This window comes from Natronomonas gomsonensis (genome assembly GCF_013391635.1).
In the GTDB taxonomy this organism is placed as follows: Archaea; Halobacteriota; Halobacteria; order Halobacteriales; family Haloarculaceae; genus Natronomonas; species Natronomonas gomsonensis_A.
On sequence record NZ_JACAWU010000001.1, the window covers coordinates 1,030,890 to 1,045,814 of the forward strand.

At 61.4% G+C, this 14,925-nt stretch carries 16 protein-coding genes and 2 pseudogenes; 8 read left to right on the top strand and 10 right to left on the bottom strand.

Annotated elements, in window-relative coordinates; all coding sequences use genetic code 11:
• Positions 1 to 82: 82 nt before the first annotated feature.
• Positions 83 to 835 carry a proteasome assembly chaperone family protein gene (locus tag HWX69_RS05370; protein WP_348642979.1) on the top strand — a complete coding sequence of 251 codons (753 nt, stop codon included), beginning with the start codon at positions 83 to 85 and terminating at the stop codon, positions 833 to 835.
• A gap of 157 nt (positions 836 to 992) precedes the next feature.
• Here HWX69_RS05370 and HWX69_RS05375 read toward each other — a convergent pair whose 3' ends face one another.
• Positions 993 to 2,015 (bottom strand): transcription initiation factor IIB, encoded by a 1,023-nt coding sequence (locus HWX69_RS05375; RefSeq protein WP_178916065.1) that lies wholly within the window; start codon positions 2,013 to 2,015, stop codon positions 993 to 995.
• A gap of 258 nt (positions 2,016 to 2,273) precedes the next feature.
• On the opposite strand from HWX69_RS05375, the gene HWX69_RS05380 reads away from it, so the two are divergent.
• Positions 2,274 to 3,242 (top strand): calcium/sodium antiporter, encoded by a 969-nt coding sequence (locus tag HWX69_RS05380; protein WP_178916066.1) that lies wholly within the window; start codon positions 2,274 to 2,276, stop codon positions 3,240 to 3,242.
• Positions 3,243 to 3,275: 33 nt separating this feature from the next.
• Here HWX69_RS05380 and HWX69_RS05385 read toward each other — a convergent pair whose 3' ends face one another.
• From HWX69_RS05385 to HWX69_RS05395, 3 genes are all read right to left on the bottom strand, one after another.
• A complete protein-coding gene (locus HWX69_RS05385; RefSeq protein WP_178916067.1) occupies positions 3,276 to 4,496 on the bottom strand; it encodes a CBS domain-containing protein in 1,221 nt (406 codons plus the stop codon).
• Positions 4,497 to 4,648: 152 nt separating this feature from the next.
• Positions 4,649 to 5,299, bottom strand: coding sequence for a phosphoribosyltransferase (locus HWX69_RS05390; protein WP_178916068.1), 651 nt, complete (start codon positions 5,297 to 5,299; stop codon positions 4,649 to 4,651).
• A gap of 81 nt (positions 5,300 to 5,380) precedes the next feature.
• On the bottom strand, positions 5,381 to 5,845 hold the full coding sequence (locus HWX69_RS05395; protein WP_178916069.1) for a CBS domain-containing protein: 465 nt from the start codon (positions 5,843 to 5,845) through the stop codon (positions 5,381 to 5,383).
• Between the two features lie 179 nt (positions 5,846 to 6,024).
• On the opposite strand from HWX69_RS05395, the gene HWX69_RS05400 reads away from it, so the two are divergent.
• The 4 genes and pseudogenes from HWX69_RS05400 to HWX69_RS05410 all read left to right on the top strand — a co-directional run bounded on the left by HWX69_RS05400 (position 6,025) and on the right by HWX69_RS05410 (position 8,065).
• Positions 6,025 to 6,474, top strand: a complete 450-nt coding sequence (locus HWX69_RS05400; RefSeq protein ID WP_178916070.1) for a DUF2267 domain-containing protein — start codon at positions 6,025 to 6,027, stop codon at positions 6,472 to 6,474.
• Positions 6,475 to 6,779: 305 nt separating this feature from the next.
• The gene (locus HWX69_RS05405) at positions 6,780 to 7,067 is read left to right on the top strand and encodes an amphi-Trp domain-containing protein (protein ID WP_178916071.1); all 288 of its coding nucleotides are present in this window, start codon (positions 6,780 to 6,782) and stop codon (positions 7,065 to 7,067) included.
• 91 nt (positions 7,068 to 7,158) lie between these two features.
• Positions 7,159 to 7,407 (top strand): annotated as a pseudogene (locus tag HWX69_RS18130) (transposase family protein); the annotation flags it as partial.
• 214 nt (positions 7,408 to 7,621) lie between these two features.
• Positions 7,622 to 8,065, top strand: coding sequence for a pyridoxamine 5'-phosphate oxidase family protein (locus tag HWX69_RS05410; RefSeq protein ID WP_178916072.1), 444 nt, complete (start codon positions 7,622 to 7,624; stop codon positions 8,063 to 8,065).
• Between the two features lie 8 nt (positions 8,066 to 8,073).
• On the opposite strand, the gene HWX69_RS05415 is transcribed toward HWX69_RS05410, so the two are convergent.
• Genes HWX69_RS05415 through HWX69_RS05425 form a run of 3 tightly spaced genes read right to left on the bottom strand, consistent with a single transcriptional unit; the run spans position 8,074 to position 10,084 of the window.
• A complete protein-coding gene (locus HWX69_RS05415) occupies positions 8,074 to 8,700 on the bottom strand; it encodes a helical membrane plugin domain-containing protein (protein ID WP_178916073.1) in 627 nt (208 codons plus the stop codon).
• Positions 8,701 to 8,702: 2 nt separating this feature from the next.
• Positions 8,703 to 9,845 (bottom strand): NAD(P)/FAD-dependent oxidoreductase, encoded by a 1,143-nt coding sequence (locus HWX69_RS05420; protein WP_178916074.1) that lies wholly within the window; start codon positions 9,843 to 9,845, stop codon positions 8,703 to 8,705.
• Positions 9,842 to 10,084: a sulfurtransferase TusA family protein gene (locus HWX69_RS05425; RefSeq protein WP_156708337.1), complete on the bottom strand. Its 243-nt coding sequence runs from the start codon at positions 10,082 to 10,084 to the stop codon at positions 9,842 to 9,844. The genes HWX69_RS05420 and HWX69_RS05425 overlap by 4 nt, the downstream gene beginning before the upstream one ends.
• A gap of 439 nt (positions 10,085 to 10,523) precedes the next feature.
• On the opposite strand from HWX69_RS05425, the gene HWX69_RS05430 reads away from it, so the two are divergent.
• Both HWX69_RS05430 and HWX69_RS05435 read left to right on the top strand, forming a co-directional pair.
• Complete coding sequence (locus HWX69_RS05430; protein WP_394353425.1) at positions 10,524 to 10,652, top strand: universal stress protein; 129 nt, start codon at positions 10,524 to 10,526, stop codon at positions 10,650 to 10,652.
• A gap of 62 nt (positions 10,653 to 10,714) precedes the next feature.
• The gene (locus tag HWX69_RS05435) at positions 10,715 to 11,584 is read left to right on the top strand and encodes a universal stress protein (RefSeq protein ID WP_178916075.1); all 870 of its coding nucleotides are present in this window, start codon (positions 10,715 to 10,717) and stop codon (positions 11,582 to 11,584) included.
• 238 nt (positions 11,585 to 11,822) lie between these two features.
• On the opposite strand, the pseudogene HWX69_RS05440 reads toward HWX69_RS05435, so the two are convergent.
• From HWX69_RS05440 to HWX69_RS05450, 3 genes and pseudogenes are all read right to left on the bottom strand, one after another.
• Positions 11,823 to 13,058 (bottom strand): annotated as a pseudogene (locus HWX69_RS05440) (RNA-guided endonuclease TnpB family protein).
• Positions 13,055 to 13,444 carry an IS200/IS605 family transposase gene (gene tnpA, locus HWX69_RS05445; RefSeq protein ID WP_178916076.1) on the bottom strand — a complete coding sequence of 130 codons (390 nt, stop codon included), beginning with the start codon at positions 13,442 to 13,444 and terminating at the stop codon, positions 13,055 to 13,057. Before tnpA ends, HWX69_RS05440 begins: the two are co-directional and overlap by 4 nt.
• A 131-nt stretch (positions 13,445 to 13,575) precedes the next feature.
• Entirely contained in the window at positions 13,576 to 14,904 is a 1,329-nt protein-coding gene (locus tag HWX69_RS05450; protein WP_178916077.1) for a hemolysin family protein, read from the bottom strand.
• Positions 14,905 to 14,925 lie beyond the last annotated feature (21 nt).

The following is a 14,925-nucleotide window of genomic DNA, read 5'->3' on the forward strand; positions in this document are numbered from 1 at the left end:
GGATACGGAATGGTTCCCACGCCACGGGAACGGGCAACACGAATTAAGTCTCACGGACCGATTGATGGGTTGGTGTCCTGTAGTGTCTCCTGATTCATCGACCCGTTTCGAGAAGACGACAGAACTTACGGCCGACTCGCTGACGCTCATCGAGGGGCTTCCCGGCTTGGGGTTGGTTGCCTCCATCGCGGTCGACCAAATCACGGAGCAACTCGGGTTAGAACAGCACGGTAGTATCGTCTCCGACGATTTCCCTTCGGTCGCGGCGTTCGAGGAGGGTCGGGTTCGCGACGCGGTGCGCGTCTATGCTGGTGAGGACCCGGCCGTGATGACCCTGCAAAGCGATGTCCCGATTCCCCCAACGGCAGTCGAGTCGCTGAGTCGCTGCGTTCTGAGCGATGTGGCCGACGAGTTCGAACGCGCCGTCTTTCTCGCAGGGGCCCCCGCGGAGTCCGAAGAAGAAATCGGCGAGGTCACCGGCGTCGCCACGACCGACCAGTTAGAGGCCTCGCTGACCGATGCGGGAATCACCCTGGCCGATGGGTCGGGTGTCGTCGGAGGCGTTACCGGTGCGCTACTGAACGACTGTTATCGCAATGACGTTCCGGCGGCGGTGCTCCTCGTCCGCTCGAACCCCTACATTCCCGACCCTGGGGCGGCCCGTGCGGTCATCGAAGACGCACTGGAACCGCTCGTCGATTTCGATATCGACACGCAGGAACTGCTCGAACAGGCCGAGGAAATCCAACAGCAGAAACAACAGATCGCCGAACAGCTCCAACAGTATCAGCAACAACAGGAGCCGGATCCACGGACGGCGGGGATGTACCAGTAACAGCCGACGGGGCAGCTGACTGGCGCCGTCCGGGCTTCGGCGAGCGGCTATCGAAGACGCCTGGGAGTGGGTCGAAGACGGACGGGCCGACGAATCGTAAGCGGCCGCTTCGCGTCCCGAGGCTTACGGGCGTCGTCGGGCCGGTCGGCTCCGGTCGTTAGACCGCGACCGGTGATTCGCCGTTGTCGGCACGCGCGGCGCCGTCGACTTCGAGCAACTCCTGGTAGCGGTTCCGGATGGTGACCTCCGAGATGTCGGTCACCTTCGAGACGTCACTTTGGGTGAGGTTCTCGGGGGTGGACTGGGCGGCCGCATAGAGTGCGGCGGCAGCGAGGCCGACCGGCGATTTCCCCGAGTGGAGGTTGGCCTGCTTTCCCGCATCGAGCAACTCGCGGGCGCGGCGCTCGGTGTCCTCACCGACGTCGAGTTCGCTCGCGAACCGCGGGAGGTACTCGTTGGGGTCGGGGGGTTGGACTTCCAATTGGAGTTCGCGGTTCAGATAGCGGTAGGCGCGTTTGAACTCCACTTCGTCGACGCGACTGACGGCGGTGAGCTCGTCGATCGACCGGGGCAACTGTTCCATCCGGGCGGCGGCGTGCAGCGATGCCGTCGCCATGCCCTCGATCGAGCGTCCGGGCAGCATGTCGTTTTTCAACGCTTGTCGGTAGATCATCGACGCCGTCTCCCGGACGCTCTGGGGAAGTCCGAGCGCCGACGACATCCGTTCGATTTCGCCGAGTGCCTGCTTGAGGTTGCGCTCTTTGCTGTCACGGGTGCGGAACCGTTCGTTCCAGGTGCGCATCCGCTGGACCTTCTTGCGCTGGCTGCCCGACAGCGAGTTGCCGTAGGCGTCTTTGTTCTGCCAGCCGATGTTCGTCGAGAGGCCGTCGTCGTGCATCATCTTCGTCGTCGGTGCACCGACGCGGCTCTTTTCGTCCCGCTCGCTGGCGTCGAAGGCACGCCATTCGGGACCGCGGTCGATCTGCTCGTCGTCGACGACGAGCCCACAGTCGGCACAGACGGTCTCTGCGCCGCCGCTTTCGAGCCGGCCGTTACACTCCGGACAGGTCAGCTCGTCCTGTCGGTGTTCGGTACTCTGTTCGGCCCCCTCCGTTTCGACGGGGGCTTCGGTCTCGTCTTCGGTACTGTCGTACGTCGAAAGTGTGGGTTTCTGAGTCATGCTGGAGGGATGATACCCGGCTGTTCGCCGGTGGAGGGTCGAGGGCTGAAACGCCCCTTCCGAACTGCCTTCACTCTAAGTAATCTCTCTTTTCTTATAAAAGTTTCGCAAGCTATATAAATAGTGGCTGCAAAATCGCTACGTTTATAAACCATACGGTGCGCTGACGGCGAACCACTAGCGGAGGCTTTCGGGCGGCTTCTGGCACGGCCGGACGGTCGGTATTACTAACCCATCTCTGGGTCTACGTTCAAACAGATGGTCGATGTCGTTGTCTCGGCGGCGCTGTTCGTCGTGAGCCTCGCCGTTCTGCTTGTGGCATCCGACGGGTTCACCTCCGCGGCCGAACGAATCGGCCTCTCGTTCGGTATCTCGCCGTTCGTCATCGGGGTGACCATCGTCGCCGGGGGCACGTCGCTCCCCGAACTGGTGTCCTCGATGCTGGCCGTGAGTCAGGGGGCCTCCGAAATCGTCATGGGGAGCGTCGTCGGCTCGAACGTCTCGAACATGCTGCTCGTTCTCGGCATCGCCGCGGTGGTGGGCGGCGACATCCGCATCATCCGTGACCTCGTCGAGGTCGACTTGCCGTTGCTCGTCGCCTCGGCCGTATTCCTGATTCTCGCGGTGTGGAACTCGCCGTTCTCGTGGTACGAGGGTATCCTCGCGTTAGCCGCACTGGCCGTCTACGTCCACTTCACCATCTCGGAGAAGGACCGCTACGTCGGCATGCTCGTCGAGGAACTCGTCGAGGACGAGGCCGATGCCGAGAATCCCCCCGATGCGGGCGCCAAAACCTACGCTCTCCTGGTGGTGAGCATGGTCGTCGTCTTCGGGGCGGCGTACGTTCTTGTCGAGTCGATAGTCGACATCTCGGGGTCGCTTGGAATCGGTACCGAACTGATAGCGATATCCGCCGTCGCCCTGGGGACCTCCCTTCCCGAAGTCGTCGTCAGCGTCATGGCCGTCAGAAGGGGGTTACCGGGATTGGCCGTCGGAAACGTCCTCGGCTCGAACCTGTTCAACAGCTTTCTCGTCACGGGGGTGCCGAGTCTCATCGGCGACCTCGCGGTTCCGGACAGCATCCGCGGGTACGGCCTCCCCGTAATGGTTCTGGTGACCGTGCTGTACTTCTTCATCACGCAGGACCGAGAAATCACGCGGTCGGAGGGAACGATACTGCTGCTCCTCTACGTGCTGTTCGTCGTGAACCTCGGGACCTTCCTGTGAGGCAGGCTTCGAGGTTCACGGCCGCCCCGTCGCTCAGGGTTCGGCTTCGAGCATCCAGCCGAAGCGCTTCTCCCAGAACTCCTCGCCTCGGTGTTTCTTGCTTTTGCCCTTCGTCTTCCGGTCGCGAATCTGTCGCTCGAGGGCGTCACGCGCTTCGTTGAGCGCGTGGCTCGCACCGTAGCCCTCGCCGGAGGCGATGTAGAGGCCCCTGTCGGTGTGCAGGCGAATCCGGGCCAACAGCAGCGGCGTCCCCCGGAGTTTCTCGTCGTGTTCGTGGAGGTGGACCTTCGCGTCCAACACGCTCATCCCGCCGTCCTTGTCGTCGAAGTTCTCGACCATCGCGACGATGTCGTCGTAGCTCGTGTCGTCGACCAAGTCGACGCCGTACACTTGCACCGCGCGGTTGCCGCCGGCCTCCCACGTGAGTGAATCGAGCACGTCGGTCTTCGTGACGATGCCGTGTGGGGAGCCGTCGTCGGTGACGACGAGCGACGACCCACCCATGTCGAACATCCGCTCGACGGCCACGTCGAGGGTCTCTTCGGGGGAAATCGTCCGCACCGGCGACACCATCATGTCGCGGACCGGCAGGTCCAACACCCGCTCGAGTTCCCCCTCTCGGGCGCCGAAGCCGCCGTGGGTGCGGCCGGAACTGGCGGAGATGTCGCCACCGAAGGAGTCGGTGCCGCCGCCGTCGCCGCCCTGGCTCTGGTCTCCGGACCGGACCGTGAAGTCGGTCACGTCGTAGAGGCTCAGGATACCGACCGCGGTGTCGTCCTCGACGACCGGGAGGTGGGCGATGCGGTGCTCCCGGAAGACGTGGAGCGCTTCGCCGAAACTCGCCGCCGGGTCGACGGTGACGAGGTCGGTACTCGCCGCTTCGGCGACGGTCGCCGCATCGAGGTACGGCAGGACCGCTTCGAGTACGTCGTCGGCGGTGACGACGCCGACCAACTCCTCGCCCTCGAAGACGGGGAGGAACTGCGAGTCGGCGTCTATCATGAGTTGCGCGACTTTCCGGACGTCCTCGTCGGGGGTGAGCCGCGGGACGTGCCAGACCAGCGAGGCGAGTTTCTCGTTTGGCTGGTGGTGTGACCCCGCGAGTTGGCGTCGCGTCACCACGCCCTCGAAGGCGTCGCCGTAGACGACGACCCCCGTGACCGAGGGGTCCTCGAACGCCCCCGCGAGCTTCGAGACGGGTGTCTCCGGGGGGAACTGCACGTACTCTTCCGATACGATAGTAGTGATATCCATGGGTGTCGGTGTCCGTCCGCTTCCGTTCTGTCGCGCTGTACCGCTGGCCGGAACTGCAGTCGCAACTGCACTGTCGGCACTTCGTACTTCGCTGCCGAAGCAGAAGTAACCGCCGACGGTTCTCGAACTCTGGCACTCGCCATCGGGGTTTTTTATGTGTCGTCGCCCTCGGAGAGGTACGCCATCGCCTCCTCGTCGGTGACTTGGTCGAACCGCTCGTAGAACTGGCCGACGCCGCCGAACTGACTGGGCGTCTCCAGACAGACGACTTCGTCGGCTATCTCGGACAACTCGCGAACGGTGTCCGGCGGGCCGACCGGCACCGCCAACACGATACGCTCGACGCCGGCCTCCCGGAGCATCGCGAGAGTGGCTCTGACGGTCGCTCCCGTCGCCAAACCGTCGTCGACGACGGCGACGGTCTTGCCGGCCGGGTCGTGTGCGGGCCGACCACGTCGGTAGCGGTCGGCCTTCTCGCGGGCGGTTGCGGCCTCACGTTCGCGCTCCTGCTCGAAGTACGTCTCCTCGGCGCGGGTGTTGCTGATGGCTGTTTCGTTGCGCCAGACTGTCCCGTCGCTCGCGACGGCGCCGATGGCGTACTCGGGATTGCCGGGCGCACCGATTTTCGATGCGACGGCGATGTCGAGCGGGACGCCGAGCGTATCGGCGACCGCGCGGCCGAGCGGCAGGCCACCTCGCGGGATGGCGAGAACCAACTCCACGTCGATGTCGCGCTCTCGGAGCGCGGCCCCGAGTTGTTCGCCGGCCTCGGTGCGGTTTTTGAATCGGCGACGGTCTGGCATCGTCGTTCCGTAGGTGCCGTATCGACCTCCCTTCTGTGGTGATTCCCACCGATTAGGAACAGCGCCGATTCCGGGGTGGTGTCAGTCGGCGCTTGAGGCGCCGTCGGCGTCGCGTGTGGGCGACTCCGACTCGATGACTGCAGCGAGGTTTTCCAGTTCCGGGCTCTCCAACTCGTCTGCGAGGTGGACGATGATGTCGTCGAGAGTCACGATGCCCAGTAGCTCGCCGTCTTCCATGACCGGCACTCGCCGGACGCCCGCCTCGCGCATCCGTTCGGTCAACTCCAGCACGCTCACCGTGGGTTCGACCGAAAACACCGACATCGCCAGAACCTCGTTTACTGCCGTCCGGTCGAGCGCTTCGATGAAATTCTGTCCGTAGATGACCAGGTCTCGGTCGGTGACGATGCCGATGACTTCGTCGCTCGCATCCACGACGACGGCACTCCCGACTCGCTCTTCGAGAAACACCTCGGCGACGTCGATGAGACTATCGTCGAGATTGACCGTCACGATGTCCTCTTGGATGAGCTCGGTGATGTCCATACGTGCATTGTCGTAGAGAACCACGATTAACCCACCGACCAGTGTGAGGGCACTCGGAAGACCGATGGAGGGGGACGACCGGTCGACCGGCCCGCTCGAAGCGCCGAACAGCAGGTCCGTTCTCATCTCATGGGATGTGTTACCCAGTTTGATATGGTCGCGTGATGATATCCAAACGTATGAACTTCGACGAATTCACCGGCGAGATACAGCACCGACTCGAACTTCCCGGCACCGGCGAGGCGGTTCGGGCGACTCGGGCGACGCTGATGACGCTGGGCCAGCGGCTCCCCGAGGGCAACGCCGCCGACCTCGCGGCATCGCTTCCGATGGAAGTCAAGTGGTACATGACCGGCGCGGTGCAGGACCACGGCCAGCGCTTCGGCTGGTCGGAGTTTCTGGACCGCGTCAGCGACATCGAGAAGACCGACCGGGCGGATGCCGCCCATCACGCCCGCGTCGTCATCGACCTCGTCCACTCGCAGGTTCCGGAATCCGACTTCCGACAACTGCGGGACGCGCTGCCCGAAGCCCAGGACGACGAGAACTGGCGCAAGCTCTTCGAAATCGTCGATTCGGGCGGCTGGCAGGAAACCGGGGGCGCACAGACCGACGGCAACGGCGACTAGTAGTGTCTAGAGACGAGGTATTTGGGTCGTCTGGCTAATTACCGACCATGCAGGTTAACCTCGAATGTGGCTGTGGCAACCGGGTTTCCGGAGTCGCAGACGGGGATATCGCGAAGGCAACGTCACTCAAATGTGCGGAATGTGAGGCCATGTGGGCGCTGACGATAACAAACATTCGGGGCGGCGACGCGGCTCGGTAGCTTCTCGAGTGGTCCGTTGCAACACCGAACAGTTGTTATCCTCGACACCGCCAATCTGCTAATACAGGGGATTCATTTATCGGTGCAGGGAGCGTATCGTTCAGTATGCCTGAAGAAGTCCTGTTCAAATCAGAGAGTACTCAGACCCGAGAAGAAATCGCATCGTATCTCCGCAGCGTCGCTGATAAGCTCGACCAAGGAGATGCGGTCACACTCAAATCCGGTTCCGAATCCGTGACAATGGAACCGCCAGCGCGCCCGACGTTTGAGGTCAAAGCCGAACGCGAGGGGCCAACGGACGGCCCCGGTGAATTAAGTATCGAGTTCGAACTCGAATGGAACGAGAACGGCAATGAGGGAGATGGTGGGAACAGCCAGTTAGAAATCGAGTAATCAATAGGCACACCTACTGAGGGCTAATTCAGCCAATCTCCACTGCAACGATTCGCGAAGCCAAATCGGTCGTCGTAGGATAGCTACTACACAAACAGGATACCGCCCGTGACAGGCGACGTTCACGTGTACGAACGACGCTTGCTGGATTGGCGAGTACCAAGCGGACGTGAACGGCGCGATAAACATCGCAGACCGCTACCTCAGTGGAGAGAGCCATTCAAGAGAACACACGGATGGCGATGACTCGGCTGAGGATGGGGGGCGTTTGACCGCCCCACAAGACAGCCAAGCCGATGCTGAAGTTCAGCAAGAGACGCTTGGAACGTACGCGTCTTGAAACCAGAGGGCCACGCCCGGCCTGAAATCCCGTGGCGGGATTCCCGCGTCTTCAGGCGCGGGAGGAGGTCAATCCTGGGGGCTGCGGATCAGGGACCTCCTCGACGAGTCAGGGGCTGACGCCCACCGACGCGTCGAAGTGTTCGCCACACTCGGGACAACAGTCACGGGTGACTTCGGGAAGTATAAACGCGATACACATAAAATGGAATTGAATGACGACAAAGATGAGTCGGTCGGCTATCGACGAGCTGCTCAGAGCGGAGGGCGCCGGGGTACTCTCGCTGACCGATGGTGCCGAGACCTACGCAATCCCGGAATCTTTCGGGTACGACGGGACGCATCTGTACTTCCAGTTCGCCCACGAGGACGATAGTCGGAAGATGGCCTTCCTCGAGACGACCGATGTTGCGACGTTCACCGTGTTCACCACCGACCCCGCCGAAAGCGTCCAAGCGCGCGGGCGAATCGAAGTCGTTCCGGAGGCAGAACACGCCACTGCGGCCGCCGCGATTGCCGAGAACGCGACCGTCCCGACGATGAACGTGATTCCCGACACGCCGGTCGATGACCTCTCGATGGCGTTCTATCGACTCGTCGTCGACTCCCTCTCGGGGCGGGTGTTCGACGACCCGATAAAAAATCCGACCGAGACCTGAGTTCCGAGTCAGGTGTCGTCCGCTGGGCGTCTGTTCTGTCCGATGGCCCGCGCAATCGCGAGCACGTAGCCGAGGCCGTACTGGACGTCGGGGTCCCGTGCCGCTTTCACCAGGCCGAGCGCGCCGACGCGCTCGTCGGGTTGCTGTTCGGCGTCGCCGACGCTCCGAAGGACCGTCTCCAGCCCGTCGTGGGTCTCTTCGTCGGCGGCCGTCTGGGCGAGTTCTCCGAGCGAAGAGCCGGTCGCGGCCAGCGACCGAACCATGTCGTCGTCGAGCGCCGCCGTCAGCAGCGACACCACGCTCGCCAGTTCGACTAACTCGTCTAAGGCGCCCGTCTCCTGGAGGGTGACGAGGGTTTCGAGCGTTTCCTGGAGTTCCGCGCCGTTCTGGCCGACGCTTTCGGCCAGGCCGACCGTCTCATCGGTCGCGAGACCGTCGGCGGACTCCGCGAGCGTCGAGGTCGTGTCGGCGAGGTCGCGAGCCATCTCGTCGGTGAGCGCGCTTTCGCCGAGTGCGACCACGTCCAGCAGTTCGTTGACGGCGTCCAGTCGGCGGACGAACTCCGCGACCGCTTCCGGGTTCTCCTCGATAGCCGCTTCCAACTCCGACGGCACCTCGGTTGCTTCACCGGACATTCTCAGAGTAACCCCCGTGCGGTGAGCCAGTAGGACTCGTTGTACGCCAACTTCGCCCAGTGGATTTTCTCAGAGGGCGGCACCGGCGACGGCGGGTTCTCGTAGTCGAACTCCACGAACGACGCCGAATCCATGCCTGTCTCGACGAAACACAGCGTCTTTCCCTCGTAGGTCGCCGTCGCCGGACGGTCGCGGATGTCGCTGGCGAGTCGGCGGCCGACGACGCCGGCCTGATAGTGAGCCACGCTGCCGGCGTTCGGGACGCCCGTCTCGGCAGTGTCCCCGATGGCGTAGACGTTCTCGGCGTTTTCGGCTTCGAGGGTGTGTTTGTCGACGTCGACCCAGCCGCCGTCGCCGAGGCCCGCGTCCTCGATGAGGTCGACACCGCGGTGCGGCGGGATGCCGACCAACAGGTCGTAGTCGATGTCGGTCCCCTCCATCGAGGTAATCCGGTTCGCCTCGGGGTCGACCGTCTCGGCGTTGAAGAACGTCTCGACGTTGATGTCGCGGTCGTCCATTATCGGTCGCGCCCATTCGGCGATGTGGGGATTGCCGTGAACGCGCTGAATCGGGTAGGTGTAGGTAATCTCGACGTCCTCCCGGAGGCCACGCTTTCGGAACCAGTCGTCGGCCATGAACACGAACTCCAGCGGTGCGGCCGGACACATGTGCGGCGTCCCGATGACGCTCAACACGAGGTGGCCCTCGGTGAACGAGAGCAACTCCTCGCGCAGCGTCTCGGCTCCGGACTCGCTGTAGTAGTTGTGGCCGCCTTCGGCCAAGCCGGGTATCTCCTCGGGTGCGAGCGTCGACCCGGTCGCGAGCACGAGATAATCGTAACTGAGCGAGGTGTTGTCGCGCATTCGGAGCCGCTGGCTGTCCGTGTCGATGTCCGTGACGCGGTCGATACGGAGGTCGATTCGGTCGTCGATGAGTTCGTCCAGCGGCCGACGGCCGTCGGCCGGCTCGCGCTCACCGAACGGGACGTACAGCCACACCGGCTTGTAGACGTGGTCGGGGCCGTCGTTGACGAGCGTGACTCTGACCTCGTCGGCTTCGAGTTCGGCGTCCAACCGGTCGGCGAGGTCGTTCGCCAACACGGCCCCACCGGTCCCGCCACCGAGGATGACGATATGGTCGGTCATGCTTTCTCCACGTAGAACGCGTAGTGGTCGTCTTCCTCCTCGACCGCCAGCAGCTCGTTTCCGGCCTCGTTCGTCCACTCTTCGACGTCGGTCAGCGACTGCTCGTTATCGCTCAAGAGCAGCACCACGTCTCCCGGTTCGACCGCTCGAATCTTCCCGATAAGGTCCATCAACGGGCCGGGGCAGGCCGACCCACGAGCGTCGACCGTCTCCGTCGGCTGAATATCTGTCTCTGTCATGGGTACAGGTGAACGTTGGCGGAGAACTCATATTAATATTGTGTGGATGTCCCAATATATGGGAATAGTATCCGGTCGGCGTGGACGATTCCACATCGAATACTGCGGACATGGGTTTCGACAGCACTGAGGCGGCCTAGGCAATTCTGAAATACGCTTAAGCCATCTCGGGTCCTTTAGTACAACAGTTGAGGCTGGTCGTCTTAACACATACGTGTCGGGACTGTTACGTGGTAAGAAAACAGAATCGACTCATCAACCGGTTTCGTGCAGGGTATCTATGATCTAGCACCGGTGAGCGATTCCTCCGGGTAAGGAATGTACCCCCTCGTTTATCGTGACTTCTCGCGCACCTGTACGTATGGGAGAACTCGAAACTGAAGCCGAGAAAACGCGGTCCGAAATTGCATCGTAGCTCCGCGAACTCGCCGAGTAACTCTTGATTATCGGCACGCACGGTAAGACTGATTTCAGCCGATACATGATGGGTGGGGTAAGTGCGAAAATCGTCCGAACGTCGCCAGTTCCGGTGATGTGGGTTCGGGAGCCGGACTCGAGTGGTGGGTAGACACCGCTGCTGCTGGGTGACAAACCACTTGAGAGGGATGCACGTAGGTACTCGCAGTGCACATGTACGAGGACATTCTGCTCCCGTTCGATGGAAGCGATGGGGCTACGGAGGCATTGCATCACGCTGCCGAGATTGCACACTGGGCCGACGCCACGATCCACGTTCTGTTCGTCGCGGATACGAGACGCGATAGTGTCACGGTCGTCGAAACCCAGGTCGTTGACGCTCTTGTCCAGGAGGGCGAGGACATCGTCGAGGAAGCAGAAAAGACACTGGATACACTCGGTGTCGACTACGATTCTGATGTCGTACAGGGGCACCCAGCGCCGACAATCGTCGAGTACGCTGAGCGATACGAGTACGACGTAATCGTGATGCCGACCCACGGTCGGGAGGGAGTATCACGATACCTCATCGGAAGCGTCACGGAGAAGGTCGTCCGCCTGTCGTCAGTTCCGGTCCTCACAGCACGGATGCAGCCCGACGAACAACTGGTGTTTCCCTACGAGACCATCCTCCTACTGACCGACGGGAGTGCCGGTGCGGCCTATGCTGCCGAGCATGGCCTCTCCCTGGCTGCGGCGCTCGATGCGACTGTTCACGTGCTGTCTGTCGTCGACGATAACCCCCTGGGTCTGGACGTTCGCTCAACGATTTCGGGACGGGAACGTGAACAGGCAGCGACCGATGCCGTGGACAACATCGTGTCCGAGGCAGAGACACGCGGTGTATCGAACACGGTCCGGCACGTCGAACACGGGTCCCCTATCGAGGTGATACTCGAGACCATCGACTCGAACGATATCCACGCCGTCGTGATGGGAACGACTGGGAGGCGCGGGAGCGATCGAATCCTTCTCGGGAGCATCGCCGAGAAGACCGTCCGCTCTGCACCAGTTCCCGTCATCACGGTCGGACGCGGGAAGTAGCGGTTCTGTGAGATGGCTCGCGGCTATCGAATCCCTGTGCGTACGTAGCTGATTTCAGGCGTGAGCCCTCGTGCTCACAGAGCACCGCAGTGCGCGCCTGCGAACGAGGAAAACAGCAGGGTCGAGTGTAGCTTCAGCCGTGTATTTGCGAGTAAGTCACCCAGCATTGACCTCCTCCCGCGCCTAAAGTCGCGGGAATCCCACCACGGGATTTCAGGCCGATTGCGGCCCTAAGGTTTCAAGACGCATACGTTCCAAGCGTCTCTTGCTGGGTGTCAGCATCGGCTTGGTTGTCTTGTGGGACGGTCAAACGTCCCCCTTCCTCAGCCGAGTCATCGCCATCCGTGTCTTCTCTTGAATGGCTCTCTCCGCTGAGGTAGCGGTCTGCAATATTGAGCGCGGCGTTAACGTCTGCTTGGTACTCCGAAACCCAACACGCCGGGTTGGAACACTTGAACGTCGCCTGCTTCGGACGATAGCCCTGTTCTCCGCAACAGTGGCACGTCTTCGAGGTGTACGTTGGATTCACCGTCTCCACACGAATCCCCTTCTCAGCCGCCTTGTAGCGAATCTGCGCGTGCATCTTCGCAAATCCCCACCCGTGGAGTCGGCGGTTCATGAACGTGCCGTAGTCCATGCTCTCGCGGATGTGCGTCAAGTCTTCCAAAACCAGTACGGGATTCTCAAATTGGTCGGCGTAGGCGACGACCTCCGACGTGACTCTGTGGAGGATGTGGTCGATGTGTCGCCACAACTCGTCGCCGTAGGATTCAGCGATACGTGCGCTTCCGCGTTTCTGAAGGCGTCGAGTTGCCGTGAAATACGTTTCACGGAGTTGTCGAATCGTTTTGCCTTCGTCGTTCCAGAGGTTGGGTGCAGTCGGGGAGCCGCGCTCGTCACGGTGACACACCGTTACCAAAGAGGCTTCCCCGATGTCTACCCCAACCGGTGTCTCCGCCGAACTGGTTTCTCGTTCCTTCACGTCTCGCGTAGCGACGATGTGGAAGTATCACTCGCCGTCACGGTCGAACAGCCGACACTCACACATCTTTGCGTCCCCCGCGTGCAACGCTTCCAACCACTCCCGTTGTTCGGGATTCGGTGACGCGGGCAACCAGAGGTGGTAATCGTCGTGGTGCGGGATTTTGACGTACCACTTGATGGCGTTCTGTGGCTTGTGGTCGAGCTTCGGACCTTCGTGGGTGAACCGAACCGGGTGGTCGTCGTGAAGCTCTTTTGCGTCGTAGCTCCCGCCACAGAGTTGCGGGACATACTTCTTGAGCGCGTTCTTCGCGTACCCGCTCAGATTGTAGTTGACTACTACGTCGTTGGCCGCTGACTGTGTGGTACAGTTGGCGTTGAACGCGGCTTCGAGCGCGTCTTGGTATGCCTGTTTCGTCTCACAGAGTTTCCGATGCTTGTGGGCGTTTGGTTCCACAAGCTTCAGTTCCAGCGTCTCAGTGAGTTCGGTCACTGCTCATCCCCCTCGTGACGCTGGATGTACTTCTCGACAGTCTCGCTCGAAACGTGGCCTGCTGTTCCTGCGTAGTAGCCGCGTGCCCACTTGATTTTCTCGCCGTCGTGGTCGGCGTGACGGTGGTTGTATTTCCGCGAACTGATGCCTTTGAACCAGTTGGCGAGAAGGGAGGGGGCGTGTTTCGGCGGGCTACTGACGAACAGATGAACGTGATCGGGCTGAACCGTCAAGTCGATTATTTCTATGCCCTTGTCATCGGCGATTTCGTGGAGGATGTCTCGCACACGGTCGGCGACCTCGCCTTCGAGTACCGAGTGGCGGTACTTCGGCAACCACACTATGTGGTAGTTGAGGTTGTATGTCGCGTGCCGTGTGGCCTTCATCCGTGTTGCACACTATGGTCCGTCGATGTCTTAATTCTTCGGTGTAGCCTGGGAAATACAGTAATGGCGGGAATCGTGTATTGACGCACTATGCCTACCGCTTGACCTCCGCCTGAAGACGGAGGTATGCGCTATCGGTCTGTATCATCCTCTTTGCGTTCGTGGACCCTGACTGTCGAAATTCGGGTCCCCTCAACGCTCGTCACCTCAACGACGTACCCGGCGACCTCAACGCGATCGCCACGTTCTGGCGCACGGTTGAGTTGCTCGAGTACCAGTCCACCGATCGTTTCGACCTCTTCACTAGTGAACTCTCCCTCAATCATATCGTTGATTTTCGACAGTGGGACGCCGCCGTCGATGTCGTACCCGTCATCGTCACGCCGGCGAATCGAGGGTTCTCGCTCGTCCATATCGAACTCATCTCGGAGGTCTCCAACGAGCGCCTCGACAACGTCTTCGACCGTTGCAATCCCCTCAAATGCCCCCCACTCGTCGATAACTGCGACCATTTGCTGTTGATCTTCCCTGAACTGTCTCAGGAGATCGCTCAGTGCCATCGTCTCGGGAGCGATGACGATCTCCCGGGCGACGTCGCCGACTAATTGACCGTCCCCGCCCTCCACCTCAGCTCGTAACACGTCCTTGACGTCCACGAATCCGATTACCTGGTCGCCGTCGTCGGCATCAAGAACTGGATAGCGCGTATGACCAGCCTCGAGGATAATCGACTGAAGGTCGGAGAGCGCGGCATCCGCCGGAACGCTCACCACGTCCGGTCGTGGAACCATGACCTCCCGTACCACGATGTCGTCGAGATCGAAGACCCGTTCGATCATCGTCACTTCCGAAACGTCGATGTCCCCGCCTTCGCCCGATCGTGTTAGTACTCGTAGGAGCTCTCGTTCACCGAGTGTCTCATCCGTTTCGGAAGCGGGCGGCACACCGAGCGACCGCGTGAACGCGTTAGCTGCCCCGTTGAAGACCACAATCCCCGGATAAAGTATGTAATAAAAGAACTTCATTGGCGGGGCGAGAAACAGCGAGAGTCGCTCAGTCTGGGCGATTGCGATCGTCTTCGGCGCGAGTTCACCGAAGACGACGTGGAGGAACGTGATGATACTGAAGCCGATTGCGAACGCGACGAGATGGATGAGACCCGCCGGGAGAATCGGTTCCAGTACAGGTTCGAGGAGCGCCGCCACGGCTGGTTCGCCGACCCACCCCAACCCGAGCGAGGCGATGGTGATGCCGAGTTGCGTCGTGGCGAGGTAGTTATCGAGATTCGTCATCACTTCTTGGAGTATCCCCGAACCCGGGCGCCCCTCCTCGACGAGCTGGTCAACCGATGTCCCCCGAATCCGAACGAAGGCGAACTCTGCAGCGACAAAAAAGCCGTTGAGAACCACGAGAAACAGCGCTAGAACGATTTGTGCTGCCGAGAGCGCGACGTTTACCATCGGTATCCCCAGAACGTACTG